The organism is Duganella sp. Dugasp56, from assembly GCF_047304105.1.
In the GTDB taxonomy this organism is placed as follows: domain Bacteria; phylum Pseudomonadota; class Gammaproteobacteria; order Burkholderiales; family Burkholderiaceae_D; genus Rugamonas; species Rugamonas hordei.
Genome location: NZ_JBGLYQ010000012.1, coordinates 1 through 25,247, shown reverse-complemented (window position 1 = coordinate 25,247; position 25,247 = coordinate 1). Strand labels below are relative to the sequence as shown.

The following is a 25,247-nucleotide window of genomic DNA, read 5'->3' as shown; positions in this document are numbered from 1 at the left end:
CTCCCCACCTCGTTCAGTAGGTATAGAACATGCGCTGGATTTCCTTGCTGTCGCTGGTCTTGGTCAAGGCCAGCATCAGCAGGATGCGCGCTTTCTGCGGGTTCAGCGTATCGGAGACCACGAAGTCCAGCTCGTCGTCGTTGGCTTCGCCGTTGCGGGCCACGATGCCCTGACCGACGCGGCTCGAACGCACGATCACTACGCCTTGCTTGCGGGCGGCCGTCAGCGACGGCGTCACCTTGGCGGCCAGGCTGCCGTCGCCCACGCCGGCGTGGATGATACCCTTGGCGCCCGCGGCCACCAGCGCGTTCAGCGCAACTGGATTAACATTGGCGTAGCCGTAGAAAATATCAACCTGCGGCAGTGCGTCCAGTTTGGAGACGTCGAACTCGGTGTCGACCGTGTGCTTGCGGGTCGACGCGTGGTAGAAGTAAGGCTTGTTGCCCTGGATGTAACCCAGCATGCCCAATTCCGGCGTCTTGAAGCTGTCCGGCGTCGAGGTGTTGGTTTTGGTCACGTCGCGGGCGCCGTGGATCTGGTCGTTCATCGCCACCAGCACGCCCTTGCCGACGGCTTCCTGGCTGGCCGCCAGCAGTACGGCGTTGTACAGGTTGATCGGGCCGTCGGCCGACAGCGCGGTGCCCGGGCGCATCGCGCCGACCAGCACCACCGGCTTTTTGCTCTTGACCACCAAGTCGAGGAAGTAGGCGGTTTCTTCCAGCGTGTCGGTGCCGTGGGTGATGACGATGCCGTCCACGTCGGACTGGGCCAGCAGCACGTTGACGCGCTTGGCCAAGGTCAGCCAGTGTTCGTTGCTCATGTTTTCGCTGGCGATCTGGAACACCTGCTCGCCCTTGACCTGGGCCACCTTGGCCAGCTCCGGCACGGCGGCGATCAGGCGGTCCACGCCGACGGTGGCGGCCGTGTAGCCGACCGTGGTGGTGCTGGTGGCGCCACTGCCGGCGATGGTGCCGCCGGTGGCCAGGATGGTCACATGGGCGAGCGGGGCGGCCACTTTGTCTGCCGCCCCGGCATAGCTGCCAAGCAGTAATGCGCAGCACAGCAGCGCCTTGAAGAACCGTGCGGGTATCGGGTGGGACATGTGATCTCCTGATCAGGCTGTAAAGCTTGGGATAATAACAAATACGTGGTCTGTCAACAATGCAAGCCCATGCCGCGTTAATGACTATGCAGAAATTGTTAAGATAGTAGATAATTGCTTACAGATAATTACAAAAGAGAAAACATTATGGATTTGGCTAACACCATGCGCAAGGGCGCGGCGTTAGTGCTGGCTTCCTTGCTGGCCGTGGGCCTGAGTGCTTGCGGCAAGAGCGCGGCGGAAAAACAGCGCGAGGAAGCGGCCACACTGACCAGCCTGGGCGAGAAATATGTGAAGGAAAAGGTGCGGGAGCCGGCGTCGGCGCAGTTCCGCAACCAGTTCATCGGCAAGGGCGGCGCCCCATGCGGCGAAGTCAACGCCAAGGACGCGTTTGGCGGCTACATCGGCTACCAGCGCTACATCTCGGTCGCGCGCGACCTGACCTTGCTGGCGCAGGATGTTTCGCCGGCCGAATTCGAGCAGCAGTGGCAGCAACTCTGTCGCTGAATAAGCGCTATCATTGCCGCATATTGAACGAGGACACGGCATGGAACAGAACCCAGGGAGCGGCAATAGCGCCAGCCCTCATCTCGCATCATCGGACATCGGCAACCGCCGCCACCAGATATTCCCCACGCTGAGCGAAAGCGAATTCGAGCTGCTCAGCCGCTACGGCGAACGCCGCAGCTTCCGCGCCGGCGACATCCTGTTCCGCCAGGGCGACCGCCACATCTCGATGTACGTCATCATCTCCGGCGCGATCGAAATCGAGCGCGGCTCGGCGCTCGGCTCGACCGTCATCGGCAACCACGGTCCCGGCATGTTCACCGGCGAGATCGGCACGCTGGCGGGCCGCGCCGCCGTCGCCACCGGCCGCGTGAAGAGCGACAGCGAATTGATCGTCATCCCCGAGGAAGCCCTGCGCACGCTGGTGATCTCGGAAGCGGCGCTGAGCGAGACCATCATGCGCGCCTACATCCTGCGCCGCGTCGCCTACATGCAGGACCAGACCGGCGGCGTGGTGGTGTTCGGCGCGCGCCATTCGCAGGCGACGCTGATCCTGCGCCATTTCCTGACCCGCAACGGCCAGCCGGCCGCCTACTTCGACGTCGAACTGCACGACGAAACGGCGGCGCTGATGGAGCGCTTTGGCGTCACCGAAGCCGATATCCCGGCCGTGGTCACGCCGTCCGGCGACGTGCTGCGCCAGCCGACGCTGCGCCAGGTGGCCGACAGCATCGGCCTCAGCTCCGACAACATCGACGGCCGCAGCTTCGACCTGGTGGTGGTCGGCGCCGGCCCGGCGGGCCTGGCGGCGGCCGTGTACGCGGCTTCCGAAGGCTTGAGCGTGGCCGTGCTGGACGCCAAGGCGCCGGGCGGCCAGGCCGGTTCCAGCTCCAAGATCGAAAACTATTTCGGCTTCCCGACCGGCGTGTCCGGCCAGGCGCTGGCCGGTCGCGGGCTGTCGCAGGCGCGCAAGTTCGGCGCCGAGGTGGCGGTGCCGGTCAAGGTCAGCTCCGTCAATTGCGAAGGCCCGGATTTCGAAATCGCCATCGACAGCGGCGAGCGTTTGCGCGCGCGATCGATTGTCATCGCCACCGGCGCCCGCTACCGCAAGCCGGACCTGCCGGGGCTGGAGCGCTTCGAGGGGCGCGGCGTCTATTACAGCGCGTCCTTCATGGAAGCGACGTTCTGCGCCAACGAGGAAGTGGTGATCGTCGGCGGCGGCAATTCGGCCGGACAGGCGGCGGTGTTCCTGGCCGGCCACGCAAAGCACGTGCACATCGTGGTGCGCGCCGACGGCCTGGCCTCCAGCATGTCGCGCTACCTGATCCAGCGCATCGAGGCGGCGCCTAACATCACGCTGCATACCCGCAAGCAGATCGTCGAGCTGCAGGGCGAGGACCGGCTGGAGCGCATCAGCTGGCAGCCGGCCGGCGGCGAGGTCAAGACCGCGCCGGCGCGCCACCTGTTCCTGTTCCTCGGCGCGGAGCCAAGCACCGCGTGGCTGGGCGATTGCGTCGATCTCGACGACAAGAACTTCGTGCTGACCGGGCCGCAGGTATCGGGGTCGTCCTCGTGGCCGCTGGAGCGCAGTCCGCACTTCCTGGAGACCAGCCGGCCGCGCATCTTTGCCGTCGGCGACGTGCGCAGCGGTTCGGTCAAGCGCGTGGCCGCCGCTGTCGGCGAAGGTTCGGCGGCGGTGCAGTCGCTGCACCAGGTGCTGGCGTCGGACTAGCGTTAAGTTAAGGTTCTATGCTGCGCAACGGCTTGCTGTGGCGGTGGGCGCGGCGGACCGGCGGATGCTGGCGCGCCGGCCGGCCCAGCGCCTCGCTTGCGCGGTCGTGGCCGAACTGCCACTGGTCGGTCATGTGCTGCACAAAGGTCTCGTAGCTCGGCGGCATGGCCAGTTCGATGCGGTTGCGGCGCCAGTCCAGCTTTTGCTGCAACTGCTGCTTCTCCAGCACCACCGACACGTCCGACGAATCGATGCGCATGTCGGCCAGGTGCGTGTTGGCGTAGCGCAGGCGCGCGTTGCCGTCCACGCCCAGCACGGTGCGCCAGGCGGGAATCGAGAATACCTGGTCGAACGCTTCCTTGAATTCCATGACGACTTCCGTGCCGAGACGGCGGGCGATTTCGACCGGAAACAGGTCCAGCACGCCGCCGATATATTCCTGCCCCTGGTATTGCGCGCAGCGGAAGTAGATCATGTCGGCGATGGAGATGCGGGCGGCGACGGTGATCGGCACGGTGCCGTCGACCAGCAGCTCGCGCGCGACGGCGTGGTCGCCCCAGCGGGCGTCGCTGAGCGGAGAGTCCATGCCCTGCAGCTGGGCGGCGGCGCGTTCGCCGCAAAACACGGTTTCCGCATACAGCTTGCGCTGGCCGCGCGGCTGGCCCACTTCCGATTCGTCGAACAGCAGCTTGCCGCCGATGATGGCGATGTCCACCTCCGGTGTGCCGGTGGCTGGCGGGAAGGGCAGCTGCGCTGGAATCTCGAACAGGTAGTCGCTGAACAGGTCCGGAATCACCGGCGCCCGCGCCGTCGACAACTTGCGCTTGGCGGCGCGCGCCAGGCTGCCGATCAGCGCCGCGCGCCGGGTCGATTTCAGGCTGCACCAGAAGCTGTACATCTCCGGCGAAGACAGCCAGGCCCGTTGCTGCTCCGGATCCGGCAGGTTGTGGATGATGGTGGCGGCGATCGCACCGCCGCAGCTGGCCAGCAGCACATCGGGCGCGCGCCCGGCCTGCCGCAGCGCGGCATACATGCCGATGTAGATGCCGAACCGAAACCCGCCTCCACCCAGCACCATGCAGCGTTTATACGGTTTATACGATTGTTGCGAAGATTGAATTTGTGCTTGCGTCATAGCGAAACCATACCACAGCAAGGGATCTAGCCTTGCAAATATGGCTGCCGTCGCTGTTGGCGGCGCAGTGCCGCGTTGGCGGGTTCGGAGACGTAGCGGGCGACGAGGGCGGCTACCAGCGCCGTCAGGCCGAGGAACAGCAGCAGCCACGGCAGCCTGGCGGCGTAGCTCAGGCTGGCCTTGGTCGCCACGTTGCGCATCGCCGCCAGCACGATGATGTGGAACAGGTAGATCTCGTAGCTGTGCTGGCCGAACCAGCGCAGCGGGGCGATGCGCGGAGCGCGCGAGACGGTGGCGCTGCCAGGCTGCGCCGCGCTTCCGAACAGGAAAGCAGCGCTGGCCATCGCCACCTGCGTGAAGCCCCATACCTCGTGTCCCTCGATACCCCGCAAATACAGCGCCGCCAGCGCGATGCCGCCGATCCAGCGCAGCGCCGTGCCTTGTCGGGCATTGGGTCGCGTACCGTGCGCCAACAGTGCGGTCAGGCAGCCGAAGGCGATGGCGTCGAAGCAGGCCAGATAGCCATACATGAAGAAGATTTCGTTGTCGGTATGCTGGCTGCGGTAGATCGGTCCCGCCACGATGGCGGCACAGCACAGCAGCACGATCAGCCACTGCCTGCGCAACAACAGGCACAATACCGGCAGCAGCAGGTAAAACACCTCTTCCACCGACAGCGACCAGTACACGTTCAGGCAGTAGTTGAAGTAGCCGGCCGTTTGCATCAGCTGGTTATGCCAGAACGTCAGCACCGATCCCGCCGCGACGACGAAGTAGCTGGCCGGCCGGTGCACGCCGCCGTCCGAATTGGAAAAGAAGGGCACCTCCATCAGCCCAAGCGGCACGATGATCGCCAACGCCAGCAGCAGGCAGGGCATGATGCGCGCGAAACGGTATAAATAGAATGTACGGATATCGATGTTCGCCAGGTCGCCCCAGCGCCGCAGCGACGTCGATGTAATCAGGTAACCGGAAACGGTGAAGAACATCGTCACGCCGAAGTTGCCCTGGTAAGCCGCGCGCAGCAGCCAGGCTGGCAGCAGGTCGCCCAGCGGGCTGTTTTTCAAGCCGTAGGCCAGCGTAAAGTGCAGCACCAGCACGCACAATATGGCGACGCCGCGCAGGGCGTCGATATGTTTGTTTCTCATTGATTCGTTCAAAATTGATGCTCCATCAGGATGCGTAGTGTGGCATAGCTTGGCGTCTGCGTGACGCGGTAGCGGCGGCCGTCGGCGTCGCGATAGTCGTGGAACTCGCTGGCTTGCTGGCGCAGCAGGTTGCTGGCCGAGAAGCGCAGCTGCGTCTTCGCATTCATCTTCCACAGCGCGTACAGGTCCAGCTCCCGTTTCGGGCTGCCGCCGATCTCCAGCAACGGCGATTGCCGTACCGGGCCGCCCGCCTGGTAGTTCAAGCTTCCGCCGACGGTGAGCGCCGCGCCGGGCAGGCGATAGTCGGCGCCAAGGTTGGCCGTGAACGGTACCTGGTTCTCCAGGCGGTTGTTCGGCCCCTGCACGCTGTCCACGCTGGACCAGTTGCGGGAGAGATTGGCGCGCAGGTCCAGCGCGGGCGACAGCGGGAGTTTTGCCTCCAGCTCCAGCCCGTGCACGCTGGCGTTGCCCTGGTTGAACGGCGACTCGACCCACTCGCCGTCCTGCTGGAACAGGCGCGTCAGCGTCACGTCGCGGATGCGCCGCACATAGGTGCTGATGCTGACCAGCGCGCCTTCGCCCAGATAGTGTTCATATGCCGCATCCAATCCCCATGCCAGTTCCGGCCGCAGGTAGGGATTGCCCTGTTCATCGGGATTGGTCTGGTTATTGTTGTTGTCGTTGGTGTAGCGGCGCGGGACCAGCTTGGACAACGGCGGCGCCTTGTAGGTACGGCTGATGGCCAGCCGTAGCAGGTCCTTGTTCGGCAGCTGGTAGCGCGATTGCAGCGACGGGCTCCAGACCTGCGAGCGCGAACTGAGCGCATCCGGCGCATTGGCGGCGGTGGCGCGGCTGGCGGTGTCCAGCCGTTCATGGCGCAGGCCCAGATAGAGCGAGTAGCGCTCCGTGACCTGCCATTCGTCCTGAGCGAACAAGGCGATGCGATTGACGGTGGCGCGGTAGTCGGCGTTGTTGGCGCCGGTTTGCACGCCGTCCGGGCCGAACAGGGTTTCGCTGCGGTCCTCGCTGCGGGCCGCATGGCTGGCGTCCCAGCCCAGCGCGATCGCGTGCCGTTCGCCGACCGGGTGGCGATACGTGCCGCTGGCGGTGATGCTGGTTTCGGACGGCCCGGAGTCGACATGATGGCGTCCGGCCGGCTGCAGGTCGCTGTCCTGGCCAATGAAGTCGAAGGTGCCGCTGCGGCGGTTGCTGCTCAGGCCCAGCTTCGTTTCCAGCCTGGCGCCGCTGGCCAGCAGGTGCATCCAGTTCAAGTCGCTGCGCAGCATGCTGAAGTTGGCGGCGAAGTCGGAGACGTTGTGCGGGTATTCGCTGTGCTCACCAATCAACGCCGTTTCATCGGCACGGCGCTGGATCCCGACCCGGCGCAGGTTGGCGAAGCCCAGCCAGGTCAGCGTATCGCCGCCGTCCAACGTCCAGTTCAGGCGCGGCGCGATGGTCAGCGCATCGGTGAGGCCGGATTCGGTTTGCGGCGTGCGACGCAGCAGGATGGTTTCGCCGGCCGTGTTGCGCTGTTCCTCCCAGTCGGTCGACGACGCAGCGTTGCGCTTGCGCGTCAACGTGGCGGCGACGCTGTACGAATAGCCGCCATCCTGGTCCGACAAGGTGGCGGACAGCGCCGGCGTGGTGGCGCCGGCCTGCCTGGCGACGCTGGCGCTCAGCGATCGCTGGCCGCGCTTGACGGTTTTCTTGAGGATGATGTTGATCGCGCCGGCCACCGCGGCGTTGCTGAATTCCGCCGTGGTGCTGCGCATGATCTCAATACGCTCGATCATCTCGGGCGCCACCGAATCGAGCGAAAAGCCCGCTGCGACAGGCTCGCCGTTCAGCATGATCTGCGTGTAGCCGTTGCCCAGGCCGCGCATGCTGATCGCGCCGCCCTGGCCGGGCACGCCGGAGATGCTGATGCCTGGCAGGCGTTTCAGCACGTCGGCCAGCGTCTGGTCGCCCTGGCGGATGATGTCGTCGTGGTTGACGACGATGTTGGTGGTGGTCTCGCGCTGGCGCTGGTCGGCGCGGGCGGCGGTGACCTTGACCTGTGGCGGTTCCGGTGCGTCGTTGTCGGAAGCGTAGGCGCAAGCGCCCACCGCCAGCAGCGCACTGCCGGCAAGATGGTGAATCTGCATAGTTCAGGAACCTAGTTGTTGTCGGCGGATTTTCAGCGCGCGTTTGGTGGCGTGGGCATCCAGGTTGGCGAGCCTGGTGGCGGGGTCGATGGCCTGTTCGCCCTGGCGGATTTCGAAGTGCAGATGCGGACCGGTGGCGAAGCCGCTTTCGCCGACCGCGCCGATCAACTGGCCCGCTTCGACACGGGTGCCGGCTTTGACGGCCACGCTGCTCAAGTGCGCGTACAGCGAACGTTGCGTGCCGTGGTCGACGATGACGGTTGTGCCATAACGCCCATCGTTTTCGGCCAGCGGTCCGGCTGCGATCACCACGCCCGCCGCCGACGCGTGGACCGGCGTGTTGACCGGCGCGGCGATGTCGATGCCCGTGTGCGGCCTGACCGATACGGTGCGCGTTACGCCGAAGAAGCCGCTGACGTGCATCTTGTCGAGCGGGTAGCGCCACGCGGTTTCGCCGCTGTCCGCAAACGGCGCCGTCTGGACGACGATGGCTGCCGGCTGGGGGGAGGTGACCGCCAGCACAGGCTGCAGCATGACGCCGGCCGCCAGCAGCGCAGCCAACGATACGGATACGCCGCAGACGGCGGCGCGGCTCAGCGCCGGCAATGCGCTCTGCTGCATGTGCCGGATGCGCGCGGCGGCGGTGGCGCCGTCAATGCCGCCAAATGCCACGCCTGCCGCCGGCAAGGTTGCGGTTTGCGTCTTCCACTGCAGCAGCAGGGCTTGTGCGTACTGCTTGCGTTGCTGCTGCGGACGTCCGGCCAGCACCTGCTGGTCGCAGGTCAGCTCCAGCGCCCACTCCATCCTGGCGTGCATCCAACGCAGCGCTGGGTTGAACCAGAATACGGTTTGCAGCACTGTCGATATGCCGAGGCACAGCGGATCGCGCGCCCGCCAGTGATGCAGTTCGTGGGCGATGATCATGTGCTGCTGCTCGGCGCTGAAATCGCGCAGATGGCGCGGCAGTAGCAACAGCGGGCGGCGCACGCCGACCAGCATGGGGGAGATGGCGGCGCCGGTTTCCATCACCGCCAGCCGGTGGCGGGCGATATCGGCCAGCTGGCTTGCGCTGAAGGCGCCGTGGGCCAGCAAGTCCTGCGGGGACAGTCGATCGGCGCTTGCCAGCAGTTGGCGCCACAGGCGGCGGGCCTGCAGCAGCCGGAGCAGCGCCCGGGCCAGCCCGCATGCGTAGATCAAGGACCAAAGCGCCGCCAGGATGAGCGCTGGCGGCGGCGGTTTGATGTCGTTGGTGTCGCCGGTGTCGTCGCTTCGCTCGCCGGCGGAAGCGGATGACGGTGAGGTAGATGACGGCGAGGCGGCGGACAGCGGTGTGCCGCCCGGCGTGACGGTACGGATTGACGGCTGGCGGGCCACGGCCGCCGGCTCGCTCAAGGTGACGGTAGGCGCAATGCCAAGCTGCGCGGCGTGCGGCACGAAGGCCAGCAGCGCGGCGCCGGCGGTCACGCCTTGCGCGGCCAGCCACAGCGCGCGGCGCGGCAGCAGGGCGGGCCAGCGGCGCAGCGCGGCCGTCAGCAGCGCCCACGCCAGCAATCCCGTCGCCACGCAAGCGGCGCTGGCCGCCAGCCATTTGAACATCGCCACATAGGCCGGCATCATGGCTTGCCGGCCTCGTCCGATGGCCACTGCTGCAGCATCTGCTCCAGCTGCGCCAGCTCCTGCTGGTCGACCAGCTTGCTGCCGGTGAACATGGTCACCGGCAGCGGTGCATCGATCTCCATCACGCGGCGGCCGAAATCATGCGCAAAGGCCGCCAGCGTGCCGACTTTTTCCAGCAGCGCGCTGTACACGTTCACGCCGTGCGCCGTGTGCTGGCCGACCATCTGCTTTTCCAGCATGCGGTCCAGCGTCTTGCGGGTGGAAGAGAACGACCATTCGAGCTCGCCGGCGACGGCTTCGTGAACCTCGCGCGCGCTCAGCGGCTGCTGTTTCCACAGCGCCTTGAGTATCGTCAATTCGCTGACGGATGGAATAGGGGACATATTTACCTTTCTGCGACCAATGGGGAGATTGTGCGACATGTGTCGCACAGAGTCAAGCCGGAAACGTAAAATTTGTAACATTGCATTTAATTAATTCTTTATATGTTACGATTAAGTTTTTGCTAATTGCCATTTATGTACCGGTGCGCGGCACCGTTATGCGATGCGCTATACAATGCTCGGGGCCGTGGCTATTCCGCCGCCGCCACTTCGGCATTGGAAACACATATGTATTACGGAGAGCGCTTCAACAGCATCACGCACACGGTGGGCGCCGCCCTGGCCGCGATCGGCGGCACGCTGCTGATCGTGCTGGCCGCCCGCACGGGCGATCCCTGGAAAGTGGTCAGCTTCAGCATTTACGCCGTCACCTTGTTTGGGCTGTACCTGACGTCGACGCTGTATCACAGTCTGCGCGGCCGCGCCAAGGACGTGCTGCGGCAGATGGACTACTGCGCCATCTACCTGCTGATCGCCGGCAGCTACACGCCGTTCACGCTGGTGAGCCTGCGCGGGCCGTGGGGCTGGTCGCTGTTCGGCGTGGTATGGGGCCTGGCGCTGATCGGCATCCTGCAGGAGATATGGTTTGCCAAGGGCGCGCGGGTGCTGTCGCTGCTGATCTACGTGGCGATGGGCTGGGTGGCCGTGATCGGCGCCAGTCCGCTGATCGATGCGCTGGGCTGGGCTGGTTTCGGCTGGCTGGCCGCCGGCGGCGTGGTGTACACCGTGGGCATCGCCTTTTTTGTCACCGACCACAAGTGGCGTTATGGCCACGGTGTCTGGCACTTGTTTGTACTGGGCGGCAGCGCCTGCCATTTCGGCGCGGTGCTGCTGTACGTGGCGTAACAACGGAGCAGCAGTGGATATTAATTCAGACGATCTGAAAACCTTCATCACGGTGATCGACAGCGGCACGCTGAGCGCCGCGTCGGTCCACCTGGGCCAGACCACCTCCGGCGTCAGCCGCGCCTTGTCGCGGCTGGAGGAAAAGCTGGCCACCTCGCTGTTGACGCGCACCACGCGCCGCATGGAGCTGACCGAAGAGGGACATCTGTTCCTCGAGCGCGCGCGCGCCATCCTCGGCGCCATGGAAGAAGCCGAAGAGACCATCCGCATCCGCCGCCAGAAGCCGGCCGGCCGCCTGTGCGTGGACGCGGCCTCGCCGTTCATGCTGCATTGCGTGGTGCCGCACATGGCCGAGTTCCGCGCGATGTATCCGGAGATCCGGCTGGAGTTGAGCAGCAACGACCAGATCGCCGACCTGATCGAGCACCGCACCGACATCGCCATCCGCATCGGCGCGCTGACCGATTCGACCTTGCATGCGCGCGCGCTCAGTTCCAGCCCGCTGTACGTGCTGGCCAGTCCCGAGTATTTGCGCCGCCACGGCACGCCGGACACGCCGGAAGACCTGGCGCGCCATTCGCTGATCGGCTTTGCCCAATACGAGCAGGGCAACAACTGGCCGCTGCGCCACAGCAGCGGCAACAGCCTGCCGATCACGCCGTCGATTTCCGCGTCCAGCGGCGAGACGCTGCGCCAGCTGGCGCTGACGGGGCAGGGCATCGTCTGCCTGGCGGACTTCATGACCCGCGCCGACATCGAGGCGGGCCGGCTGGTCAAGGTGCTGGAACCGAGCTACACCGGCTATTGCCAGCAGATCCACGCGGTCTACTACCGCAACACCCAGCTGGCGCAGCGGATCAGCTGTTTTCTCGAATTCCTGCAGCAAAAACTCTGATCAGCGGGAGTGTGCGGCTCCGTACAGAGAGCGCTCGTCCGCGGCGCTACACTGGCCTTGCATGCTTGGAGTGCCTCATACAAGATATACAAGAGGTGCTCGGCAGCAGGTAAGCCGGTAGCCTCAAGTACCGGCACCAACAACGATGTTGCCGCTACTGGGAGGCCATCATGTCGCAGACTACTCATCCATCAAAATATCTGGTGCGCGCCTACCTGGAACGCCGGTCGCATGAAGTCAAGCCGCCGCCTACGCCGGAAGAAATCCGGCGCCAGCTCGGCTGGGGCATGATGATGTTCGAACAGAAGGTCAGCAACGGCGGCCGCTCCTGAGCTGAGCCTCGCCGACACGACTCACGCACCCCCGGCGTGAGTTTTTTTCGCCATTCACCCGTCCTTTTCCGCCGTTCGCCGAATAGCCGTTTCCCCGCCAGCCGTTCCCCGGTATTGTTCTATCCATACCGACTTGGGGGACTGACATGAGTATTTACACCGCATACCGCTGGCGCCAACAGATAGTCTGGGGCACGGCGCTGATCGCCGCCGGCTGCGTGCTGCTGCTGGACCGCGCCGGCATCATCGAATTGGATTTCAACCCGCTGAGCTTCTGGCGCTGGTGGCCATGGCTGCTGGTCATCAGCGGCATCACCAAGATCATCCCGCCGACCACGCCGCGCTACTTCCTCAACGGCCTGTGGGAGATTTTCTTCGCCGGCTGGTGGTATGTGTCGTTCAACCACATCTGGGGCCTGGGCTTCGGCGAAACCTGGCCGGCGCTGGTGGTGGCCTGTGGCCTGGGCATGCTGCTGCGGCCTTTGCTGGACAATATCTTCCCTTCGACCAAGGAGCCGAAATGAGCTCGAAACGCCAAAAAACTCCCGCGTCGCAGATGATCGTCGGCCTGTTCGTGGTCGCTGTCGGCATGGTGTTCCTGCTCGATAACCTGGGCTGGCTGGATATCGACTTCACGCTGCACCTGTGGCCGACCGCGCTGATCTTCTTCGGCGTGCTGAAAGTGGTGCAGACCCGCACCACCGCAGGCGCCATCGTCGGCGGCGCGCTGATCCTGGTCGGCAGCGTGATCCTGCTGAACGAGACCGGGCTGATTTCCATCGGCTGGCGCTCGCTGTGGCCCTTGCTGCTGATCGCCGCCGGCCTGTCGGTGGTGTTCAAGTCCACCAACGGACGTTCGCTGCTGGAGCAGTTCAACAGCCCGCTGGAAAAAACCAGCGACGACAGCGTCATCAACATCACGGCCGTCATGGGCGGTTTCAAGCGGCGCATCACGACGCCGGATTTCCGCGGCGGCGAGATCACCGCGCTGATGGGCGGTTGTGAACTCGATCTGCGCCAAAGCTCGATCAATGGCGAGGCGGTGCTGAACGTGTTCTCGATGTTCGGCGGCGTCACCATCAAGGTGCCTATCGACTGGACCGTGGTCCTGCAGGGCACACCCATCATGGGCGGCTTCGAGGAAAAGACGGTGCCGCCGACCACGCCGGACAAGCGCCTGATCGTGCGCGGCTACGCCATCATGGGCGGCCTGGAAGTGCGTAACTAGGCATGCAGGAGATTTCCTCCAGCCGGCGCGGCACCGTCATCTACCTGACGGTGTGGCTGTTCCTGGGCATCGCGCTGGGCGGCGTGATTTCGCTGGCCAGCGATGCGCCGGCCGGCAACGCGATGCTGTTCGCGATTCCGATGAACCTGGTGTACGCCTTCGCCGCCGGCTACTCGGCCTACTATCTGTGCCGCGCCTATCCGCTCGGCAGCCGCCGGCCCGGCGCGATCGCGCTGGTGCTGACGGTGGCGGCGGTGGTGTCGGGTTTCCTGTGGCTGGTGGTTGGGCGCGTGTGGAACGGCGCCTGCCTGACGCTGGGAACGGCATGGGCGGGCATAGAACTCAGCCCGCACCTGTCGGCGCTGATCGTCGGCCTGGGCATACTGCTGTACGGCTTTGCGGCGGCGGTGCATTACCTGGTGATCGAATTCCTGCGCGCCAAGAGCGCCGAGCAGCGCGAGCTTGAATCGCTGCTGATGGCGCAGGAGGCCGAGCTGCGCATGCTGCGCACGCAGATCGATCCGCACTTCCTGTTCAACAGCCTCAATTCCATCAGTGCGCTGACCTCGCAGGACCCGAAGGCAGCCCGCCGCATGACGCTGGAACTGGCCAGCTTCTTCCGCCAGAGCCTGGGCATGGAGGCGCATAAAAAAGTCACGCTGGGCGAGGAGATGGTGCTGATACGGCACTTCCTCGCCATCGAGCAGGTGCGCTTCGGCGCCCGGCTGCAGGTGGAAGAAGCGGTGGAGGACGAGGCCGCCGCCTGCCTGGTGCCGCCGATGATCATTCAGCCGCTGGTGGAGAACGCCGTCAAGCACGGCATCTGCAATATGACGGACGGCGGCACCATCCGCGTCAGCGCGCGGCGCGCCGGATCGGTGCTGCATATCCGCGTCGACAACCCGGTGGACGAGGACATGCCGTCGGCGCCAGCCAGCGGCCATGGCATCGGCCTGACCAACGTGCGCCAGCGTTTGTCCGGCGCTTATAAACACGAGGCCAGCATCCATTGGGGCCGCAAGGAAAACAGCTTTGGCGTGGAGATCGCAATGCCCGCGCAAACAAGCGAAGACGGAGAATAGAGCATGCGTGTCATTATCGTGGACGATGAAATGCTGGCGCGCGGCGTGGTGCGCGAATACCTGGCCGAGCATCCCGACGTGGAGGTGGTGGCGGAATGCGCCAACGGCTTCGAGGCCGTCAAGGCGATCACCGAGCTGGCGCCGGACCTGGTGTTCCTCGACATCCAGATGCCCAAGCTGGACGGCTTCGAAGTGGCCGAACTGGCGGGCAGCAAGACCCGCTACATCTTCGCCACCGCGTTCGACCAGTATGCGATCAAGGCGTTCGAGTTCCACGCGCTCGACTATCTGCTCAAGCCGTTCAGCCAGCAGCGCTTCGACCAGGCGCTGGCGCATGCGCGCGCCAATCTGGGCAAGGGCGCGGGCGATGCTGCGGTGGAGAACATGGTGCGCGAGGCGGCCGGCCGCAACAAGCCGCTGGGCCGCGTGCTGATACGCGACGGCGCCAAGGTCCACGTCATCAACAGCGAGAAAATCGAGGTCATCGAAGCGCAGGACGACTACGTGCAGATCCGCTCGGAGGGGAAATCCTATCTGAAGAACCAGCGCCTGACGGAGCTGGAGGGGCAGCTCGACGCCGGCCAGTTCCTGCGCATCCACCGTTCCTACGTCGTCAACATCGCCTGCGTCGACCGCATCGAGCAGGCCACCAAGGACAGCCACGTGGCCATCCTCAAGGACGGCAGCAGGATCCCGGTCAGCCGCAGCGGCTACCAGAAGATCCGCGATGTCCTGCAGTAGGACGACGGCTATTTCTGGCCGTCTGCCTGGGCCTGGTGGGCCACCTTGACGTCGGAGGCGCGGCGCGCGCCGTCGCCGGACAGTACCCGCAATATGGTGGCCTGGGAGACGGCATGGGTCGACAGATAAGCCCATGCATGGGCGGCGCCTTCGACGGCATCGATAACTATGGCATGTTGAATCGCTGCCGCGAGGCGAGCATTTTCTCGGGGGCGCATAGGAGCATCCTTACAAACTAAGAGCTCACGGCGCTGAGGTGAGGTGATAAACAGTCGAGTCGCGCGAAGGTGGGGCGCTTTGAAGCTGGTCGATTTCAATATACCAGACATGCCGCCGGCACTCCATTGCATATTGCTATCGTCTGGCGCCGTTCGATTCAATGCGCCACCAGGCCGGCATCAGCTGCTGGATTTCGGGCCGGCCGAAGCGGTCGTCGATCAGGTAGACGGTGCCGCGGTCGGACTGGGTGCGGATCACGCGGCCGGCCGCCTGCACCACCTTCTGCATGCCGGGGAAGGTGTAGGTGTAGTCGTAGCCGGCGCCGAAGATGGCGTCCATGCGCTGGCGGATCTGCTCGTTGACCGGGTTGATCTGCGGCAGCCCCAGCGTGGCGACAAAGGCGCCGATGAGCCGCGCGCCCGGCAAATCGACGCCTTCGCCGAAGGAGCCGCCCAGCACGGCGAAGCCTATGCCCTCGCTGTCGAGCGTGAAGCGGGACAGGAATTGCGCGCGTTCGGCCTCATCCATGCGGCGCGACTGGCGCCACACCGGCACCTGCGGATGATGCTCGGCGAACTGGTTGGCGGCCTTTTCCATGTAGTCGAAGCTGCTGAAGAAAGCCAGGTAGTTGCCCGGCTGGCGCTGGTACTGCGCGCCCATCAGCTCGGCGATCGGCCGCAGCGACTGCTGGCGGTGCTGGTAGCGCGTCGAGATGTGCGCGGCCACCTGCACCGACAGCTGCTCCGCCACGAAGGGCGATTCGACGTCGACCCAGGCCGTGGTGTCGGGCATGCCGAGCATGTCGCCGAAGTAGTTCCAGGGACTGAGCGTGGCCGAGAACAGCGCCGTGGCATGGGTGCTTTCAAAGCGCGGCTTCAGGTACGGCGCGGGCACGATGTTGCGGATGCACAGCACCGAATTGCTGTGGCTGGCACGCGCGCCTTCGGATTTTTCGATGTCGAACAGCGCGTGCTCGCCGAAGGTTTCCGCCAGCCGCGCGAACAGCAGCGCGTTGAAGTAAAAGTTCTGCAGGTCGGCGTCGACGTAGGCCGGATGGTCGGCCATGTAGTCGGAGATGGCGGTGGCCGCCGTCTGCAGCGCGCCCATGAATTTTTCCGGCAGCGTGGCGTAGGACTGGTAGTCGGCGGACTGGTCTTTTTCCAGCTGGTTCCACTGGCGGTGCACGCGGTCCAGCGGCTTTTTCAATTCCTCCGGCACCGCCTTGCGCAGCAGGCGCAGGCCGGCGTGCTCCATGTCGGCCGAATACATCTTGCGCGCGCGAGAGACCATGTTGTGCGCCTCGTCCACCAGCACGTTGACCTTCCAGTCGTTGAGCAAGGTCAGGCTGTGCAGCATGGCGCTGATGTCGAAGTAATAGTTGTAGTCGCCGATGACGATGTCGCACCAGCGCGCCAGTTCGCTGCTCAGGTAGTACGGACACACCTCGTGCGCCAGCGCCACGGCGCGCAGCGTGTCGCGGTCCAGCGCGAGGAAGGGGCCGTTGCCTTCGGCCGGCGGCCGCATGATGTCCAGCGCGGCCTGGCGCGCGGCCGGCAGGCGGTCGTAGAAGCCCTTGGCCAGCGGGCAGGACTCGCCGTGGCAGGCCTTGTCCGGGTTGACGCAGGCGCTGGTCTTGGACGCCATCTCCAGCGTGCGCAAGGGCAGCAGCGGCGCGCCGCTGCGGATCACGTCGACCGCGTCCAACGCCATCTGGCGGCCGGAGGTTTTCGCGGCCAGGAAAAACACCTTGTCGACGCCATGTTCGGCGCTGGCCTTGAGCATCGGGAACAGGCTGCCGACGGTCTTGCCGATGCCGGTGGGCGCTTGCGCCAGCAGGCATACGCCGCGGTTGCTGGCCTTGTACATGGCCTCCGCCAGCTGGCGCTGGCCGGGGCGGAAATCGGCATGGGGGAAGCGCATCGCCTTCAGCTGCAGGTCGCGTTCGGCGCGGTGCGCCATCTCCTGTTGTGCCCAGTCGAGGAACAGGCCGCACTGATGTTCGAAAAAGGCCCGCAGGCCGGCCGCCGTGTGCTCTTCGTGCAGCAGGGTTTCCTTCTGGCTGCCGATATCGAAGTAGACCAACGCCAGGTTGACCTTCCGCAGGCCCTGGTCCTGGCACAGCAGGTGGCCGTAGACCTTCAGCTGTGCCCAGTGCAGCGCGCGCTGGTTGTCCGGCATCTTCTTCAGGTCGCCGCGATAGGTCTTGATTTCCTCCAGCCGGTTGGCGCGGAGGTCGTAGCCGTCGGCGCGGCCGCGCACCCGCAGCGGGCCGAATTCTCCGCTCAACGCGATCTCGGTCTGGTAATCGTCGTCGCGGCGCGAGGCCACGACCGCGTGGCCGGCGATGCCTTCCTGCGCGGTGGGCGACGGCGTGAAGCGCAGGTCGAGGTCGCCGGTCTTGGCGGTGAACTCGCACAGCGCGCGCACGGCGACGGTGTAGCGGGCGGACTGCGTCATGCCGCCCACTGCAGATAGCAGACCGACACCGGCATCTCGTGCGCGGCGCAATAGGCGATCCAGCGCAGCTGGTTGTCCTGCAGGCGGTCGCCGGGGCCTTTCACTTCGATCATGTTGTAGCGGCGCTCGGCCGGCCAGAACTGGATCAGGTCCGGGAAGCCGCTGCGGTTGGCCTTGATGTCCTCGAGGATGCGCTCGAAGGCGCGCCGCAGGTGCAGCGCCGGGATGCAGTCCAGCGCCAGGACCAGCAATTCCTCGTCGATCGCGTCCCAGTACAGGAAGGGCGACTGGATACCTGCCTTGGCGGCGTAGTTGGCCAGGATGGTGGCCCGGTACTGTTCGCCGTCCAGCTGCGCCAGCGCCGCCGCGAACTGCTGCGCGCGGCGGCGCTGGAAGTCTGCGCTGTGCAGGTCGGCCGGACCGCGATGGTAGGGGTGGAAGAACGCGCCGGGGATGGGGCAGAACACGGCGTCCCAGCACAGCAGGCCGAACAGCGAATTGATCAGCGAGTTTTCCACGTAGTAGACCGGCGCGTCGTCGCGCGTCAGGTGGTCGCGCACGACGAATTCAACGTAGTTCGGTTCAGCCGGCGGCGGCAGGCTGAGGTCGATGCGCAGCGCCTGCGCGGCGGTCGCCGGCGGCGGCTTGGCGTGGCCCAGCTTGCGCGCCAGGCGCGGCGCCATGCGCAGCAGCTGCTGTTGTTCGGCCGGGCTTTCCGGTTGCTCCAGCGCCGTCTGCAGCAGCTCGAAGGCGGCGCGCGGCTGCTCGTCCTTTTCCAGCACGCGCACCGCGCGGGCGCGGGCGCCGGGATAGTTGCAGCTGGCGTACAGTGCGTGCGCGGCCTTCCAGTCGGCCAGCTTTTCCAGATGCTGGGCGATCTGGAAGGTCAGCTTGTCGCGGCGGCTGCGCAGCCATTCGTTGTCGTCCGGGCAGGGAGGCAGGGCGGCGATGACGGCGGCCGGATCGTCGCCTTCGATGAAGCGTTCGTGGCAGCGGTGCAATGCCAGGAAATCGTCGATGTCGCGGCGGTTGCGGAAGCCGCGCGCGGCCGGCGAGAACTCCACTTTCTCGTACTGGTAGATGCCGAGGTCGGACAGCACGAACTCGGTCCAGTCCTGGTGGTAGTTGCCGAAGAAGATAAGGCGCAAACGGTCGCACAGTTCCTGCGCCAGGTTGCGGTAGGCGTGGTCGCCCGAGCCCTGGTACCAGCCGGAGAAGCGGTGCTGGCCGTCGAAGTGTTCGCGCAGCGCTTCCAGCTGCTCGGCCTTGCGCAGGTGCTTGACGTGCGGCGCCAGCTGGAAGATCTTGCCGATCTCCGGCTTTTGCAGCAGGTCGAACAACTGGTCCAGATCGACCAGCGGGTCTTCCTCGATCAGGCCGAGCGCCGCCAGCGGACGAGCGGCCTCGTGCGTGCTGCCGATTTCCGCGTACACCAGCTTGCTGGCGCGGAACACCGTGCCTTTGCGCATGACCATGCGCACGAACAGCGCGCGCGAGGCTTGCGGCAGCGTGGGGAAGGAGGTGATGAAATCGCGTTCCTCGGCGGTCAGCAGATCGTCGTAGCGGTCGCCTATCCACGTCAGTACCTGTTGGAAGTTATCCAGGTAATACAACGGATTTTCAAGAACTTTGATCATTGCGGGGGAGTTGCGGGCGATTAACTGTGTTTATGTACAGTGTATCGTGTTCCGCCGTGCTTGCCCAGCAAAATAAAAAAGCCAGGCGCGCAGGCCTGGCTGATGGGGGAGCTTGCTGCGCTTATTTTTTCGCGGCCTTGGCGGCCTTGGGCGTGGTTTGCTCGACCAGCGCGCTGGCCTTGGCGATCTGGGTTTCCACCGCTTCCACCGCCTGCTTGGTGGCCTTGGTCACTTGTTCGTAGCCGGTGAAGGCGTTGTCGATCGCTTTCTTGACGATCTCCACCGCGTTTTCCGAGCCGGGACGCACGTTCTTGGTCACGTCGTAGATCAGCGCGCTCAGCGTGCTTTTGGCTTCGGTCATGTGGGCGTCGGCGGCACGGGTGAATTCTTCGCGGATCTCGGCGATGATCACGCCCAGCTGCTGGTTGTAGGCCGCGGCGCCGGCCATGCCGGGCTGCACCTTGGCGGCGGCCAGGCTCATGGCGGCTTTCGGATCGGCGGTCTGGCTGATTTCCTTGCCGGCGGCGAGGCCGTCTTCAAGGCTGGATTTGGCGGTGGCCATGTTCAGGGCGACGACTTGCTCGACCCCTTGCACGGCTTTGTTGGTCAGGGCATTAAAGGTTTCAAGCTGAAACTCAAACAGTGCTTTGGTGGCGTTGGCAAATTGTTCGGGATTTGTAAACATACAGTCTCCTCATGATGACGATGGGATGTAGCTGATGATGCCCCGGGGTTCCCCCTGTTGTTGCAGCCCCATTATTTAGCAATAACCAGCTTTTCGCAACGGCTATCTTTGTAGGGCCCGGAGTCCTTTTCCCAGCCCGGCCCCAGCGGCGTTTGCGAACAGCTGAGGTAGCCGTCTATCTTGCTGCGCCACTTGTACCAGGGCGCGGGGCCTGCGCTCAGGTTGGCACAAGACAGGCCCAGCAGCAGGGCGCACATCGCGGAGTGTTTGATTTTTCTCATGATTCAGGCAAGTTGTCGCACGCAGACGCGGTTGCGGCCGCCGTTTTTTGCAGCGTACAGCAAATCGTCGGCGGCTGCGATCATGTTGAGGTGAGCGGTGTGGGTGGCGCTGGCGAAGTCCACGCTGGCCACGCCGAAGCTGGCCGTGACGGCGATCCGGCGTCCGTCGTGCTCGACCGGCGCGGCGGCCAGCGCCTGGCGCAGGCGCTCGGCCAGCAGCTCGCCGCCGGCCAGGTCGGTTTCCGGCAGGATCAGCAGGAACTCTTCGCCACCGTAGCGCACCACGCTGTCGACGCTGTCGCGCGTCATCGATTGCAGCAGCGTGGCGAAGCGCTGCAGCACCGCGTCGCCGCCGTGGTGGCCGTAGGTGTCGTTGACGGCCTTGAAGTGATCCAGGTCGCACATGATGACGGTCAGGCTCAGCCGGTAGCGCTGGGCCCGCGAGATTTCCGTTTCCAGCAGCTGGTTGTGCAGGTGGCGGCGGTTGTAGCAGCCCGTCAGCGGATCGCGCACCGACAGGTTTTTCAGCACCGTCTGCGCGCTGTATTCGTCGCGCAGCAGCATCTGGTAGCGCCGCGCGGCGACGTAGCCGAACAGGTTGGCCATGGTCAGCAGCGCCGCCATCGTCGCCAGTTCGGCCGTGCGCAGATTGCCCAGCAGCGCGGCCAGGGCGACGAAGCCGGCGGTGGCCGGCAGCGCGATCGCGCCGGCGTACAGCAGCCGGTTCGGGATGTAGATGTAGATCACGGTAATGACGATGGACATCGAAATCGAGTGCAGCGAAAACTCGTTCGGCCGTAACGCGGCGATCAGCAAAAAGCCGGCGGCGCCGGCCGTTTCCACCAGGCTGGCCACCATCCTCGTGATGTAGATCGAACGCGGATAGCGCCGCAGCAGCATCAGGCTGCCGAGCGCGGTGGCCGCCACCATCAGGCGCGCGCCGACCAGCAGCAGCGTGCGGCCGCCGTAGCCGACCCAGATCACGTCGGTGACGGCAAAACTCAGATAGAACAACGAACAAAACAGGAAGGTCACGCGCAGCTGCGCCTGGGTCATGGCCAGGTGATGGCGCAGGAACGCCTTCTCGGTCCTGGCATCGCGATACTCGCAACGCAAGGCCGCCACTTCCGACTTCTGCGATGGGGCAGATCGTGAATGCAAGGCTGGTCTCCGCTATGCCGGCTGGCTGCCGGTCTGGTAGCGTTCATTATACGACTGCAACAATTGCGTATAGGAAAATATTTGACCGGCCTTCAGAGCGGGGCGACCTTGGGCAGGCGCATGGTAAAGCTGGTGCCCAGCACCGGCGTGCTGGCGACTTCGATGCGCCCGCCGAGCACGCCGGTGACGATGTTGTGCGTGACGTACAAGCCCAGCCCCGAGCCGCCCGAGCCGAGCCGGGTGGTGAAGAAGGGGTCGTAGATGCGCGGCAGGTGGGCGGCGGGAATGCCGGCGCCGTTGTCGCTGACGGTGATGGCGATCTCGCCGTTGCCGGCGTCCTGGGCGCGCACCGTGATGGCGCCCTGCGTCAGCCCGTTGAAACCGTGCACGATGCTGTTTTCGATCAGGTTGCCCAGCGCCTGCTCCAGCGGGCCGGGATAGCTGTCCAGTTCCAGCCAGTGCTCGATGTCCTCCACCAGTTCCAGCCCATGCTGCCTGACCTCGCCCTGCATGGCTTGCAGCAGTTTCGCCACCAGGTCGCCCAGCACGAAGCGGCTGCGCTGCGAGCTGGCGCTGTCGACCGCGATGCGCTTGAAACCGGCCACCAGCGCGGCGGCGCGGTTGAGGTTGCGCAGCACCACCTCGTCGGCCGCCGCCGCCTGATCCAGATAGGCCGCCAGCACCGAGCGCCGCAAGCCGCCCTCCAGGTCGTGCCGCAGTTCTGCGGTGCGCTCGCTCATGCTGCTGGCCATCGTCAGGCTGTTGCCGATCGGCGTGTTCAGCTCGTGCGCCACGCCCGCCACCAGCGCGCCCAGCGCCGCCAGCTTGTCGCGCCGCACCAGTTCCTCCTGCGTCATGCTGAGGTTGGACAGCGCCGTGGTCAGCTCCTCGTTGGCATGCTCGGCCTCGTCCTTGGTGCGTTGCAGTTCGGCGGTACGCGCCTGCACCAGCTCTTCCAGGTGCTCGCGATGGCGGCGCAGCTCGGCCTCGCGCCGGGTGCTGGCGATGGCGATGCCGGCCATGTGCGTGGCGGCCTTGATCAGGCTGCGGTCCTCGTCGGTCGGGCTGCGCGTTTCGCGGTAGTACATGGCGAAGCTGCCCAGCACCGTGCTCTTGTCGAGCAGGATGGGCGTGGACCAGCAGGCGCGCAGGCCGTATTGCGCGGCCAGCTCCTTGTACGGCGCCCACAGCGGATCGTTCATGATGTCGCTGACCACCACGGTTTCCTTGCGGAAGATCGCGGTGCCGCAGGAGCCGACCGTGGGGCCGATCTGCGCGCCGTGGATGGCCTGCAGATAATCCGGCGGCAGGCTGGGGCCGGCGGCGGACAGCATGGTCGTGCCGTCGTCCGCCAGCAGCATCACGCTGCACAGCACGGGCGGCGCCTGCGATTCCACCAGCAGCATCAGCTTCTCCAGCGTCTCGTTCAGCGGCGCGCCACGGGCGATCATTTCCAGCAACGCGTTCTTGCCGTCGCGTAGTTCCTCGGCCAGCTTGCGGCTGCTGACATCGACGATGCGCACGTGCATCAGGCGGAAGTCGGGCGTGTTCAGCGGCACCATGCGCAGCTCGCACGCCAGCTGCCTGCCCGAGCTATGGCGCATCGTCAGTTCGAACACCTGCACCGCGCCGGCCATCACCTGCTCGACCACGGCGTCAAGCACCGTGGCGGAAGACTGTCCGTCCGGCTGCAACGGCGGGCACAGCGACAGCAGGTCGGTTTGCACCAGCTCGGTCTCGGTCATGCCGAACAGCGTGCGGGTGCTGCGGTTGACGTCCAGGATCAGGTTGGTGCCACGCTGCATCAGCACGACGGCGTCGGGCGAGCCGGCCAGCATGTTGTGGTAGTTGACCTCCAGCGTGGCCATGGTCGGCGCGTTGCGCTTGAGCGGCGCTGGCTTGACCCGGCCCAGTTGCAGCAGGATTTTTTCGGCCATGTCGTCAGCCGGGAAGGACAGCGGCAGGTAGGCGGCCGCGCCGGCTTCGGCGGCTTGCTCGCGTTCCTCGCTGTCGGGCATGCCGGACAGCAGGAACACCGGCAGCCCGTCGCCGCAGATCTGCTTGAGGCGCTGGCACAGTTCCAGCCGGGCGCTGCCGGCCAGCGCCGCATCGAGCAAGGCCAGCGCGACACCGCCTTGCGCGGCCAGCGCCAGCGCTTCGTCGCCGCGGCCGACCACCTCCGCCCGCAAACCGTGGCCGCTCAGCATGGGCCTGAGCGTCGCCAGGTCATAGGCCGAGTTGGTGACGATGAGCACGAGTTGAGGCGGATCCGAGGGTGAAGGCTGCATCATGGGCTGGGATGGGCATTCCATAGGCGAATTGGGACCAGTTTCACAGGATGGTGATGCCTGGTCAAGCGATTATGCCGCGATTCGGGCCTTTCTGCCCGATCATGCCGCCTGCCGCGCATTGGCCTCCTGCGCCTGTTTGATCAGGGGGAAATTGTCCTCGATCCAGTCGACCAGCACCTCGAGCCGCTCGGCCGCCTCGCGCCCCAGCGGCGTCAGGCTGTACTCGACGTGCGGCGGCACCACCTGATGCGCCACGCGCAGCACCAGGCCGTCGACGGCCAGCGCGTCCAGCGTCTGCGCCAGCATTTTCTCGCTGACGCCGCCGACCGCCCGCCGCAGCTGGCTGAAGCGATGCGTGCCGTCCAGCAGCACCACCAGCACCAGCACGCCCCAGCGGCTGGTGATGTGACCCAGGACCAGCCGCGACGGGCAGTCCGCCGCCATCAGCTGGCCGCGCTGGGCGCTGACGCCGGCGGCGAGGGTGTTGCGCAGGGATTTGCTGGTTTTGGGCTGGCTCATGGCGGTTTCCGGTGGGTGGGGGTACTTACCAAATTGTACGTACTTACAATTCGTAAGTACAGAGTTTATGATGGTTTCAACCGCGCGGAAACCTCCCCGCGGCAGCCAACCAAGAGGACTACATCATGATTATCGTTACGGGTGCTACCGGCCAACTGGGCCGCCTGGTGATTGCCAGCCTGTTGAAAACCGTTCCTGCCGCGCAGATCGTCGCCGCCGTGCGCGACGTCGCCAAGGCGGCCGACCTGGCCGCGCAGGGCGTGCAGGTGCGGCGCGCCGACTACAGCGATCCGGCGTCGCTGGACGCGGCCTTCGCCGGCGCCGGCAAGGTGTTGCTGATCTCGTCGAGCGAACTGGGCCAGCGCGTGGCGCAGCACCGCAACGTGATAGCCGCGGCGGTGCGCGCCAAGGCCGGCCTGCTGGCCTACACCAGCGTGCTGCATGCCGACACGTCGGCGCTGGGCCTGGCCGAAGAGCACCGGCAAACGGAGGCGGCGGTGCGGGCGTCGGGCCTGAACTACAGCCTGCTGCGCAATGGCTGGTACGTGGAGAACTATACCGGCGGCCTGGGCGCGGCGCTGGCGCACGGCGCGCTGGCCGGCGGCGCGGGCGAGGGCAGGATCTCGGCGGCGGCGCGGGCCGACTATGCCGACGCGGCCGCCGCCGTGCTGGCGTCCACGCAAGCGGTCGAGCAGGTCTATGAACTGGCGGGCGATACCGCGTTCACCTTGGGTGATCTGGCGGCGGAACTGTCGCGCCAGTCGGGCAAGGACATCCCGTTCCACAACCTGCCGCAGCAGGATTACCGCGACATGCTGCTCGGCGTCGGATTGCCGGCGCCGCTGGCCGAGCTGATCGCCGATTCGGATGCGCAGGCCGCCAGGGGCGCGCTGTACGACGGCAGCGGCACGCTGGGCAAGCTGATCGGCCGTCCGACCATCTCGCTGGCGGACGCCGTCAAAGCGGCGCTGTAAATGAAAAAAGCCTCCATCTCGTATGAACTCGATGGAGGCTTTCTTGCGGAATTCTGTGGTGCCCACGGAGGGACTCGAACCCCCACACCTTGCGGCACATGGACCTGAACCATGCGCGTCTACCAATTCCG

Annotated in this window: 24 protein-coding genes; 10 read left to right on the top strand and 14 right to left on the bottom strand. The window is 65.5% G+C overall.

Translation table 11 applies throughout. The annotated features are described in order from the left end of the window. Positions 1 to 13: 13 nt before the first annotated feature. A complete protein-coding gene (locus ACCD07_RS10320; RefSeq protein WP_176653934.1) occupies positions 14 to 1,102 on the bottom strand; it encodes a type II asparaginase in 1,089 nt (362 codons plus the stop codon). A gap of 147 nt (positions 1,103 to 1,249) precedes the next feature. On the opposite strand from ACCD07_RS10320, the gene ACCD07_RS10315 reads away from it, so the two are divergent. Continuing rightward, complete coding sequence (locus ACCD07_RS10315; protein WP_176653935.1) at positions 1,250 to 1,609, top strand: hypothetical protein; 360 nt, start codon at positions 1,250 to 1,252, stop codon at positions 1,607 to 1,609. A gap of 40 nt (positions 1,610 to 1,649) precedes the next feature. Further along, complete coding sequence (locus ACCD07_RS10310; protein WP_413447289.1) at positions 1,650 to 3,341, top strand: FAD-dependent oxidoreductase; 1,692 nt, start codon at positions 1,650 to 1,652, stop codon at positions 3,339 to 3,341. Between the two features lie 7 nt (positions 3,342 to 3,348). Here ACCD07_RS10310 and ACCD07_RS10305 read toward each other — a convergent pair whose 3' ends face one another. The 5 genes from ACCD07_RS10305 to ACCD07_RS10285 form a co-directional block, all read right to left on the bottom strand. Next, a complete protein-coding gene (locus tag ACCD07_RS10305) occupies positions 3,349 to 4,419 on the bottom strand; it encodes a patatin-like phospholipase family protein (protein WP_413447288.1) in 1,071 nt (356 codons plus the stop codon). A gap of 83 nt (positions 4,420 to 4,502) precedes the next feature. Next, a complete protein-coding gene (locus tag ACCD07_RS10300) occupies positions 4,503 to 5,624 on the bottom strand; it encodes an acyltransferase family protein (protein ID WP_176653938.1) in 1,122 nt (373 codons plus the stop codon). An 8-nt stretch (positions 5,625 to 5,632) separates the two neighbouring features. Further along, the gene (locus ACCD07_RS10295; protein WP_413447287.1) at positions 5,633 to 7,768 is read right to left on the bottom strand and encodes a TonB-dependent receptor plug domain-containing protein; all 2,136 of its coding nucleotides are present in this window, start codon (positions 7,766 to 7,768) and stop codon (positions 5,633 to 5,635) included. A gap of 3 nt (positions 7,769 to 7,771) precedes the next feature. Beyond that, positions 7,772 to 9,385 carry a peptidoglycan DD-metalloendopeptidase family protein gene (locus ACCD07_RS10290; protein ID WP_413447286.1) on the bottom strand — a complete coding sequence of 538 codons (1,614 nt, stop codon included), beginning with the start codon at positions 9,383 to 9,385 and terminating at the stop codon, positions 7,772 to 7,774. After that, the gene (locus ACCD07_RS10285) at positions 9,382 to 9,768 is read right to left on the bottom strand and encodes a BlaI/MecI/CopY family transcriptional regulator (RefSeq protein ID WP_176653941.1); all 387 of its coding nucleotides are present in this window, start codon (positions 9,766 to 9,768) and stop codon (positions 9,382 to 9,384) included. Before ACCD07_RS10285 ends, ACCD07_RS10290 begins: the two co-directional genes overlap by 4 nt. A gap of 228 nt (positions 9,769 to 9,996) precedes the next feature. On the opposite strand from ACCD07_RS10285, the gene trhA reads away from it, so the two are divergent. The 7 genes from trhA (at position 9,997) to ACCD07_RS10250 (ending at position 14,892) form a co-directional block, all read left to right on the top strand. Continuing rightward, positions 9,997 to 10,614, top strand: a complete 618-nt coding sequence (gene trhA / locus ACCD07_RS10280) for a PAQR family membrane homeostasis protein TrhA (protein ID WP_176653942.1) — start codon at positions 9,997 to 9,999, stop codon at positions 10,612 to 10,614. Positions 10,615 to 10,627: 13 nt separating this feature from the next. After that, positions 10,628 to 11,509, top strand: a complete 882-nt coding sequence (locus tag ACCD07_RS10275) for a LysR substrate-binding domain-containing protein (protein ID WP_413447285.1) — start codon at positions 10,628 to 10,630, stop codon at positions 11,507 to 11,509. Positions 11,510 to 11,679: 170 nt separating this feature from the next. Beyond that, the gene (locus ACCD07_RS10270; RefSeq protein ID WP_176653944.1) at positions 11,680 to 11,841 is read left to right on the top strand and encodes a hypothetical protein; all 162 of its coding nucleotides are present in this window, start codon (positions 11,680 to 11,682) and stop codon (positions 11,839 to 11,841) included. Positions 11,842 to 11,987: 146 nt separating this feature from the next. After that, a complete protein-coding gene (locus ACCD07_RS10265) occupies positions 11,988 to 12,365 on the top strand; it encodes a LiaF transmembrane domain-containing protein (protein ID WP_176653945.1) in 378 nt (125 codons plus the stop codon). Beyond that, positions 12,362 to 13,069, top strand: coding sequence for a LiaI-LiaF-like domain-containing protein (locus ACCD07_RS10260; RefSeq protein ID WP_176653946.1), 708 nt, complete (start codon positions 12,362 to 12,364; stop codon positions 13,067 to 13,069). The genes ACCD07_RS10265 and ACCD07_RS10260 overlap by 4 nt, the downstream gene beginning before the upstream one ends. A 2-nt stretch (positions 13,070 to 13,071) precedes the next feature. Further along, on the top strand, positions 13,072 to 14,151 hold the full coding sequence (locus ACCD07_RS10255; RefSeq protein ID WP_176653947.1) for a histidine kinase: 1,080 nt from the start codon (positions 13,072 to 13,074) through the stop codon (positions 14,149 to 14,151). A gap of 3 nt (positions 14,152 to 14,154) precedes the next feature. Further along, a complete protein-coding gene (locus ACCD07_RS10250) occupies positions 14,155 to 14,892 on the top strand; it encodes a LytR/AlgR family response regulator transcription factor (protein ID WP_413447284.1) in 738 nt (245 codons plus the stop codon). Between the two features lie 8 nt (positions 14,893 to 14,900). Here ACCD07_RS10250 and ACCD07_RS10245 read toward each other — a convergent pair whose 3' ends face one another. The 8 genes from ACCD07_RS10245 to ACCD07_RS10210 all read right to left on the bottom strand — a co-directional run bounded on the left by ACCD07_RS10245 (position 14,901) and on the right by ACCD07_RS10210 (position 24,142). Next, positions 14,901 to 15,110, bottom strand: a complete 210-nt coding sequence (locus ACCD07_RS10245) for a hypothetical protein (protein WP_176653949.1) — start codon at positions 15,108 to 15,110, stop codon at positions 14,901 to 14,903. Between the two features lie 136 nt (positions 15,111 to 15,246). After that, positions 15,247 to 17,568 (bottom strand): helicase C-terminal domain-containing protein, encoded by a 2,322-nt coding sequence (locus ACCD07_RS10240; RefSeq protein WP_413447283.1) that lies wholly within the window; start codon positions 17,566 to 17,568, stop codon positions 15,247 to 15,249. Next, entirely contained in the window at positions 17,565 to 19,205 is a 1,641-nt protein-coding gene (locus tag ACCD07_RS10235; RefSeq protein WP_413447282.1) for a VRR-NUC domain-containing protein, read from the bottom strand. Before ACCD07_RS10235 ends, ACCD07_RS10240 begins: the two co-directional genes overlap by 4 nt. 121 nt (positions 19,206 to 19,326) lie before the next feature. After that, positions 19,327 to 19,890 (bottom strand): phasin family protein, encoded by a 564-nt coding sequence (locus ACCD07_RS10230; RefSeq protein ID WP_176653952.1) that lies wholly within the window; start codon positions 19,888 to 19,890, stop codon positions 19,327 to 19,329. A gap of 71 nt (positions 19,891 to 19,961) precedes the next feature. Next, the gene (locus tag ACCD07_RS10225) at positions 19,962 to 20,171 is read right to left on the bottom strand and encodes a hypothetical protein (protein ID WP_176653953.1); all 210 of its coding nucleotides are present in this window, start codon (positions 20,169 to 20,171) and stop codon (positions 19,962 to 19,964) included. 3 nt (positions 20,172 to 20,174) lie between these two features. Next, entirely contained in the window at positions 20,175 to 21,332 is a 1,158-nt protein-coding gene (locus tag ACCD07_RS10220; RefSeq protein WP_353402471.1) for a GGDEF domain-containing protein, read from the bottom strand. 92 nt (positions 21,333 to 21,424) lie between these two features. Next, positions 21,425 to 23,623, bottom strand: coding sequence for an ATP-binding protein (locus tag ACCD07_RS10215; RefSeq protein ID WP_413447281.1), 2,199 nt, complete (start codon positions 23,621 to 23,623; stop codon positions 21,425 to 21,427). A gap of 99 nt (positions 23,624 to 23,722) precedes the next feature. Continuing rightward, entirely contained in the window at positions 23,723 to 24,142 is a 420-nt protein-coding gene (locus tag ACCD07_RS10210) for a winged helix-turn-helix transcriptional regulator (RefSeq protein ID WP_413447280.1), read from the bottom strand. Positions 24,143 to 24,267: 125 nt separating this feature from the next. On the opposite strand from ACCD07_RS10210, the gene ACCD07_RS10205 reads away from it, so the two are divergent. Further along, on the top strand, positions 24,268 to 25,116 hold the full coding sequence (locus ACCD07_RS10205) for an NmrA family NAD(P)-binding protein (RefSeq protein WP_413447279.1): 849 nt from the start codon (positions 24,268 to 24,270) through the stop codon (positions 25,114 to 25,116). Positions 25,117 to 25,247: the final 131 nt, after the last annotated feature.

Excerpts from the sequence above, each read along its gene's own strand:
- ACCD07_RS10290 (WP_413447286.1), bottom strand. The coding sequence starts at position 9,385 with ATGATGCCGGCCTATGTGGCGATGTTCAAATGGCTGGCGGCCAGCGCC.
- ACCD07_RS10255 (WP_176653947.1), top strand. The coding sequence starts at position 13,072 with ATGCAGGAGATTTCCTCCAGCCGGCGCGGCACCGTCATCTACCTGACG.
- ACCD07_RS10210 (WP_413447280.1), bottom strand. The coding sequence starts at position 24,142 with ATGAGCCAGCCCAAAACCAGCAAATCCCTGCGCAACACCCTCGCCGCC.
- ACCD07_RS10285 (WP_176653941.1), bottom strand. The coding sequence starts at position 9,768 with ATGTCCCCTATTCCATCCGTCAGCGAATTGACGATACTCAAGGCGCTG.
- ACCD07_RS10240 (WP_413447283.1), bottom strand. The coding sequence starts at position 17,568 with ATGACGCAGTCCGCCCGCTACACCGTCGCCGTGCGCGCGCTGTGCGAG.
- ACCD07_RS10245 (WP_176653949.1), bottom strand. The coding sequence starts at position 15,110 with ATGCGCCCCCGAGAAAATGCTCGCCTCGCGGCAGCGATTCAACATGCC.
- ACCD07_RS10205 (WP_413447279.1), top strand. The coding sequence starts at position 24,268 with ATGATTATCGTTACGGGTGCTACCGGCCAACTGGGCCGCCTGGTGATT.
- ACCD07_RS10230 (WP_176653952.1), bottom strand. The coding sequence starts at position 19,890 with ATGTTTACAAATCCCGAACAATTTGCCAACGCCACCAAAGCACTGTTT.
- ACCD07_RS10300 (WP_176653938.1), bottom strand. The coding sequence starts at position 5,624 with ATGAGAAACAAACATATCGACGCCCTGCGCGGCGTCGCCATATTGTGC.
- ACCD07_RS10315 (WP_176653935.1), top strand. The coding sequence starts at position 1,250 with ATGGATTTGGCTAACACCATGCGCAAGGGCGCGGCGTTAGTGCTGGCT.
- trhA (WP_176653942.1), top strand. The coding sequence starts at position 9,997 with ATGTATTACGGAGAGCGCTTCAACAGCATCACGCACACGGTGGGCGCC.
- ACCD07_RS10305 (WP_413447288.1), bottom strand. The coding sequence starts at position 4,419 with ATGGTGCTGGGTGGAGGCGGGTTTCGGTTCGGCATCTACATCGGCATG.
- ACCD07_RS10320 (WP_176653934.1), bottom strand. The coding sequence starts at position 1,102 with ATGTCCCACCCGATACCCGCACGGTTCTTCAAGGCGCTGCTGTGCTGC.
- ACCD07_RS10295 (WP_413447287.1), bottom strand. The coding sequence starts at position 7,768 with ATGCAGATTCACCATCTTGCCGGCAGTGCGCTGCTGGCGGTGGGCGCT.
- ACCD07_RS10310 (WP_413447289.1), top strand. The coding sequence starts at position 1,650 with ATGGAACAGAACCCAGGGAGCGGCAATAGCGCCAGCCCTCATCTCGCA.
- ACCD07_RS10235 (WP_413447282.1), bottom strand. The coding sequence starts at position 19,205 with ATGATCAAAGTTCTTGAAAATCCGTTGTATTACCTGGATAACTTCCAA.
- ACCD07_RS10270 (WP_176653944.1), top strand. The coding sequence starts at position 11,680 with ATGTCGCAGACTACTCATCCATCAAAATATCTGGTGCGCGCCTACCTG.
- ACCD07_RS10250 (WP_413447284.1), top strand. The coding sequence starts at position 14,155 with ATGCGTGTCATTATCGTGGACGATGAAATGCTGGCGCGCGGCGTGGTG.
- ACCD07_RS10225 (WP_176653953.1), bottom strand. The coding sequence starts at position 20,171 with ATGAGAAAAATCAAACACTCCGCGATGTGCGCCCTGCTGCTGGGCCTG.
- ACCD07_RS10260 (WP_176653946.1), top strand. The coding sequence starts at position 12,362 with ATGAGCTCGAAACGCCAAAAAACTCCCGCGTCGCAGATGATCGTCGGC.
- ACCD07_RS10265 (WP_176653945.1), top strand. The coding sequence starts at position 11,988 with ATGAGTATTTACACCGCATACCGCTGGCGCCAACAGATAGTCTGGGGC.
- ACCD07_RS10215 (WP_413447281.1), bottom strand. The coding sequence starts at position 23,623 with ATGATGCAGCCTTCACCCTCGGATCCGCCTCAACTCGTGCTCATCGTC.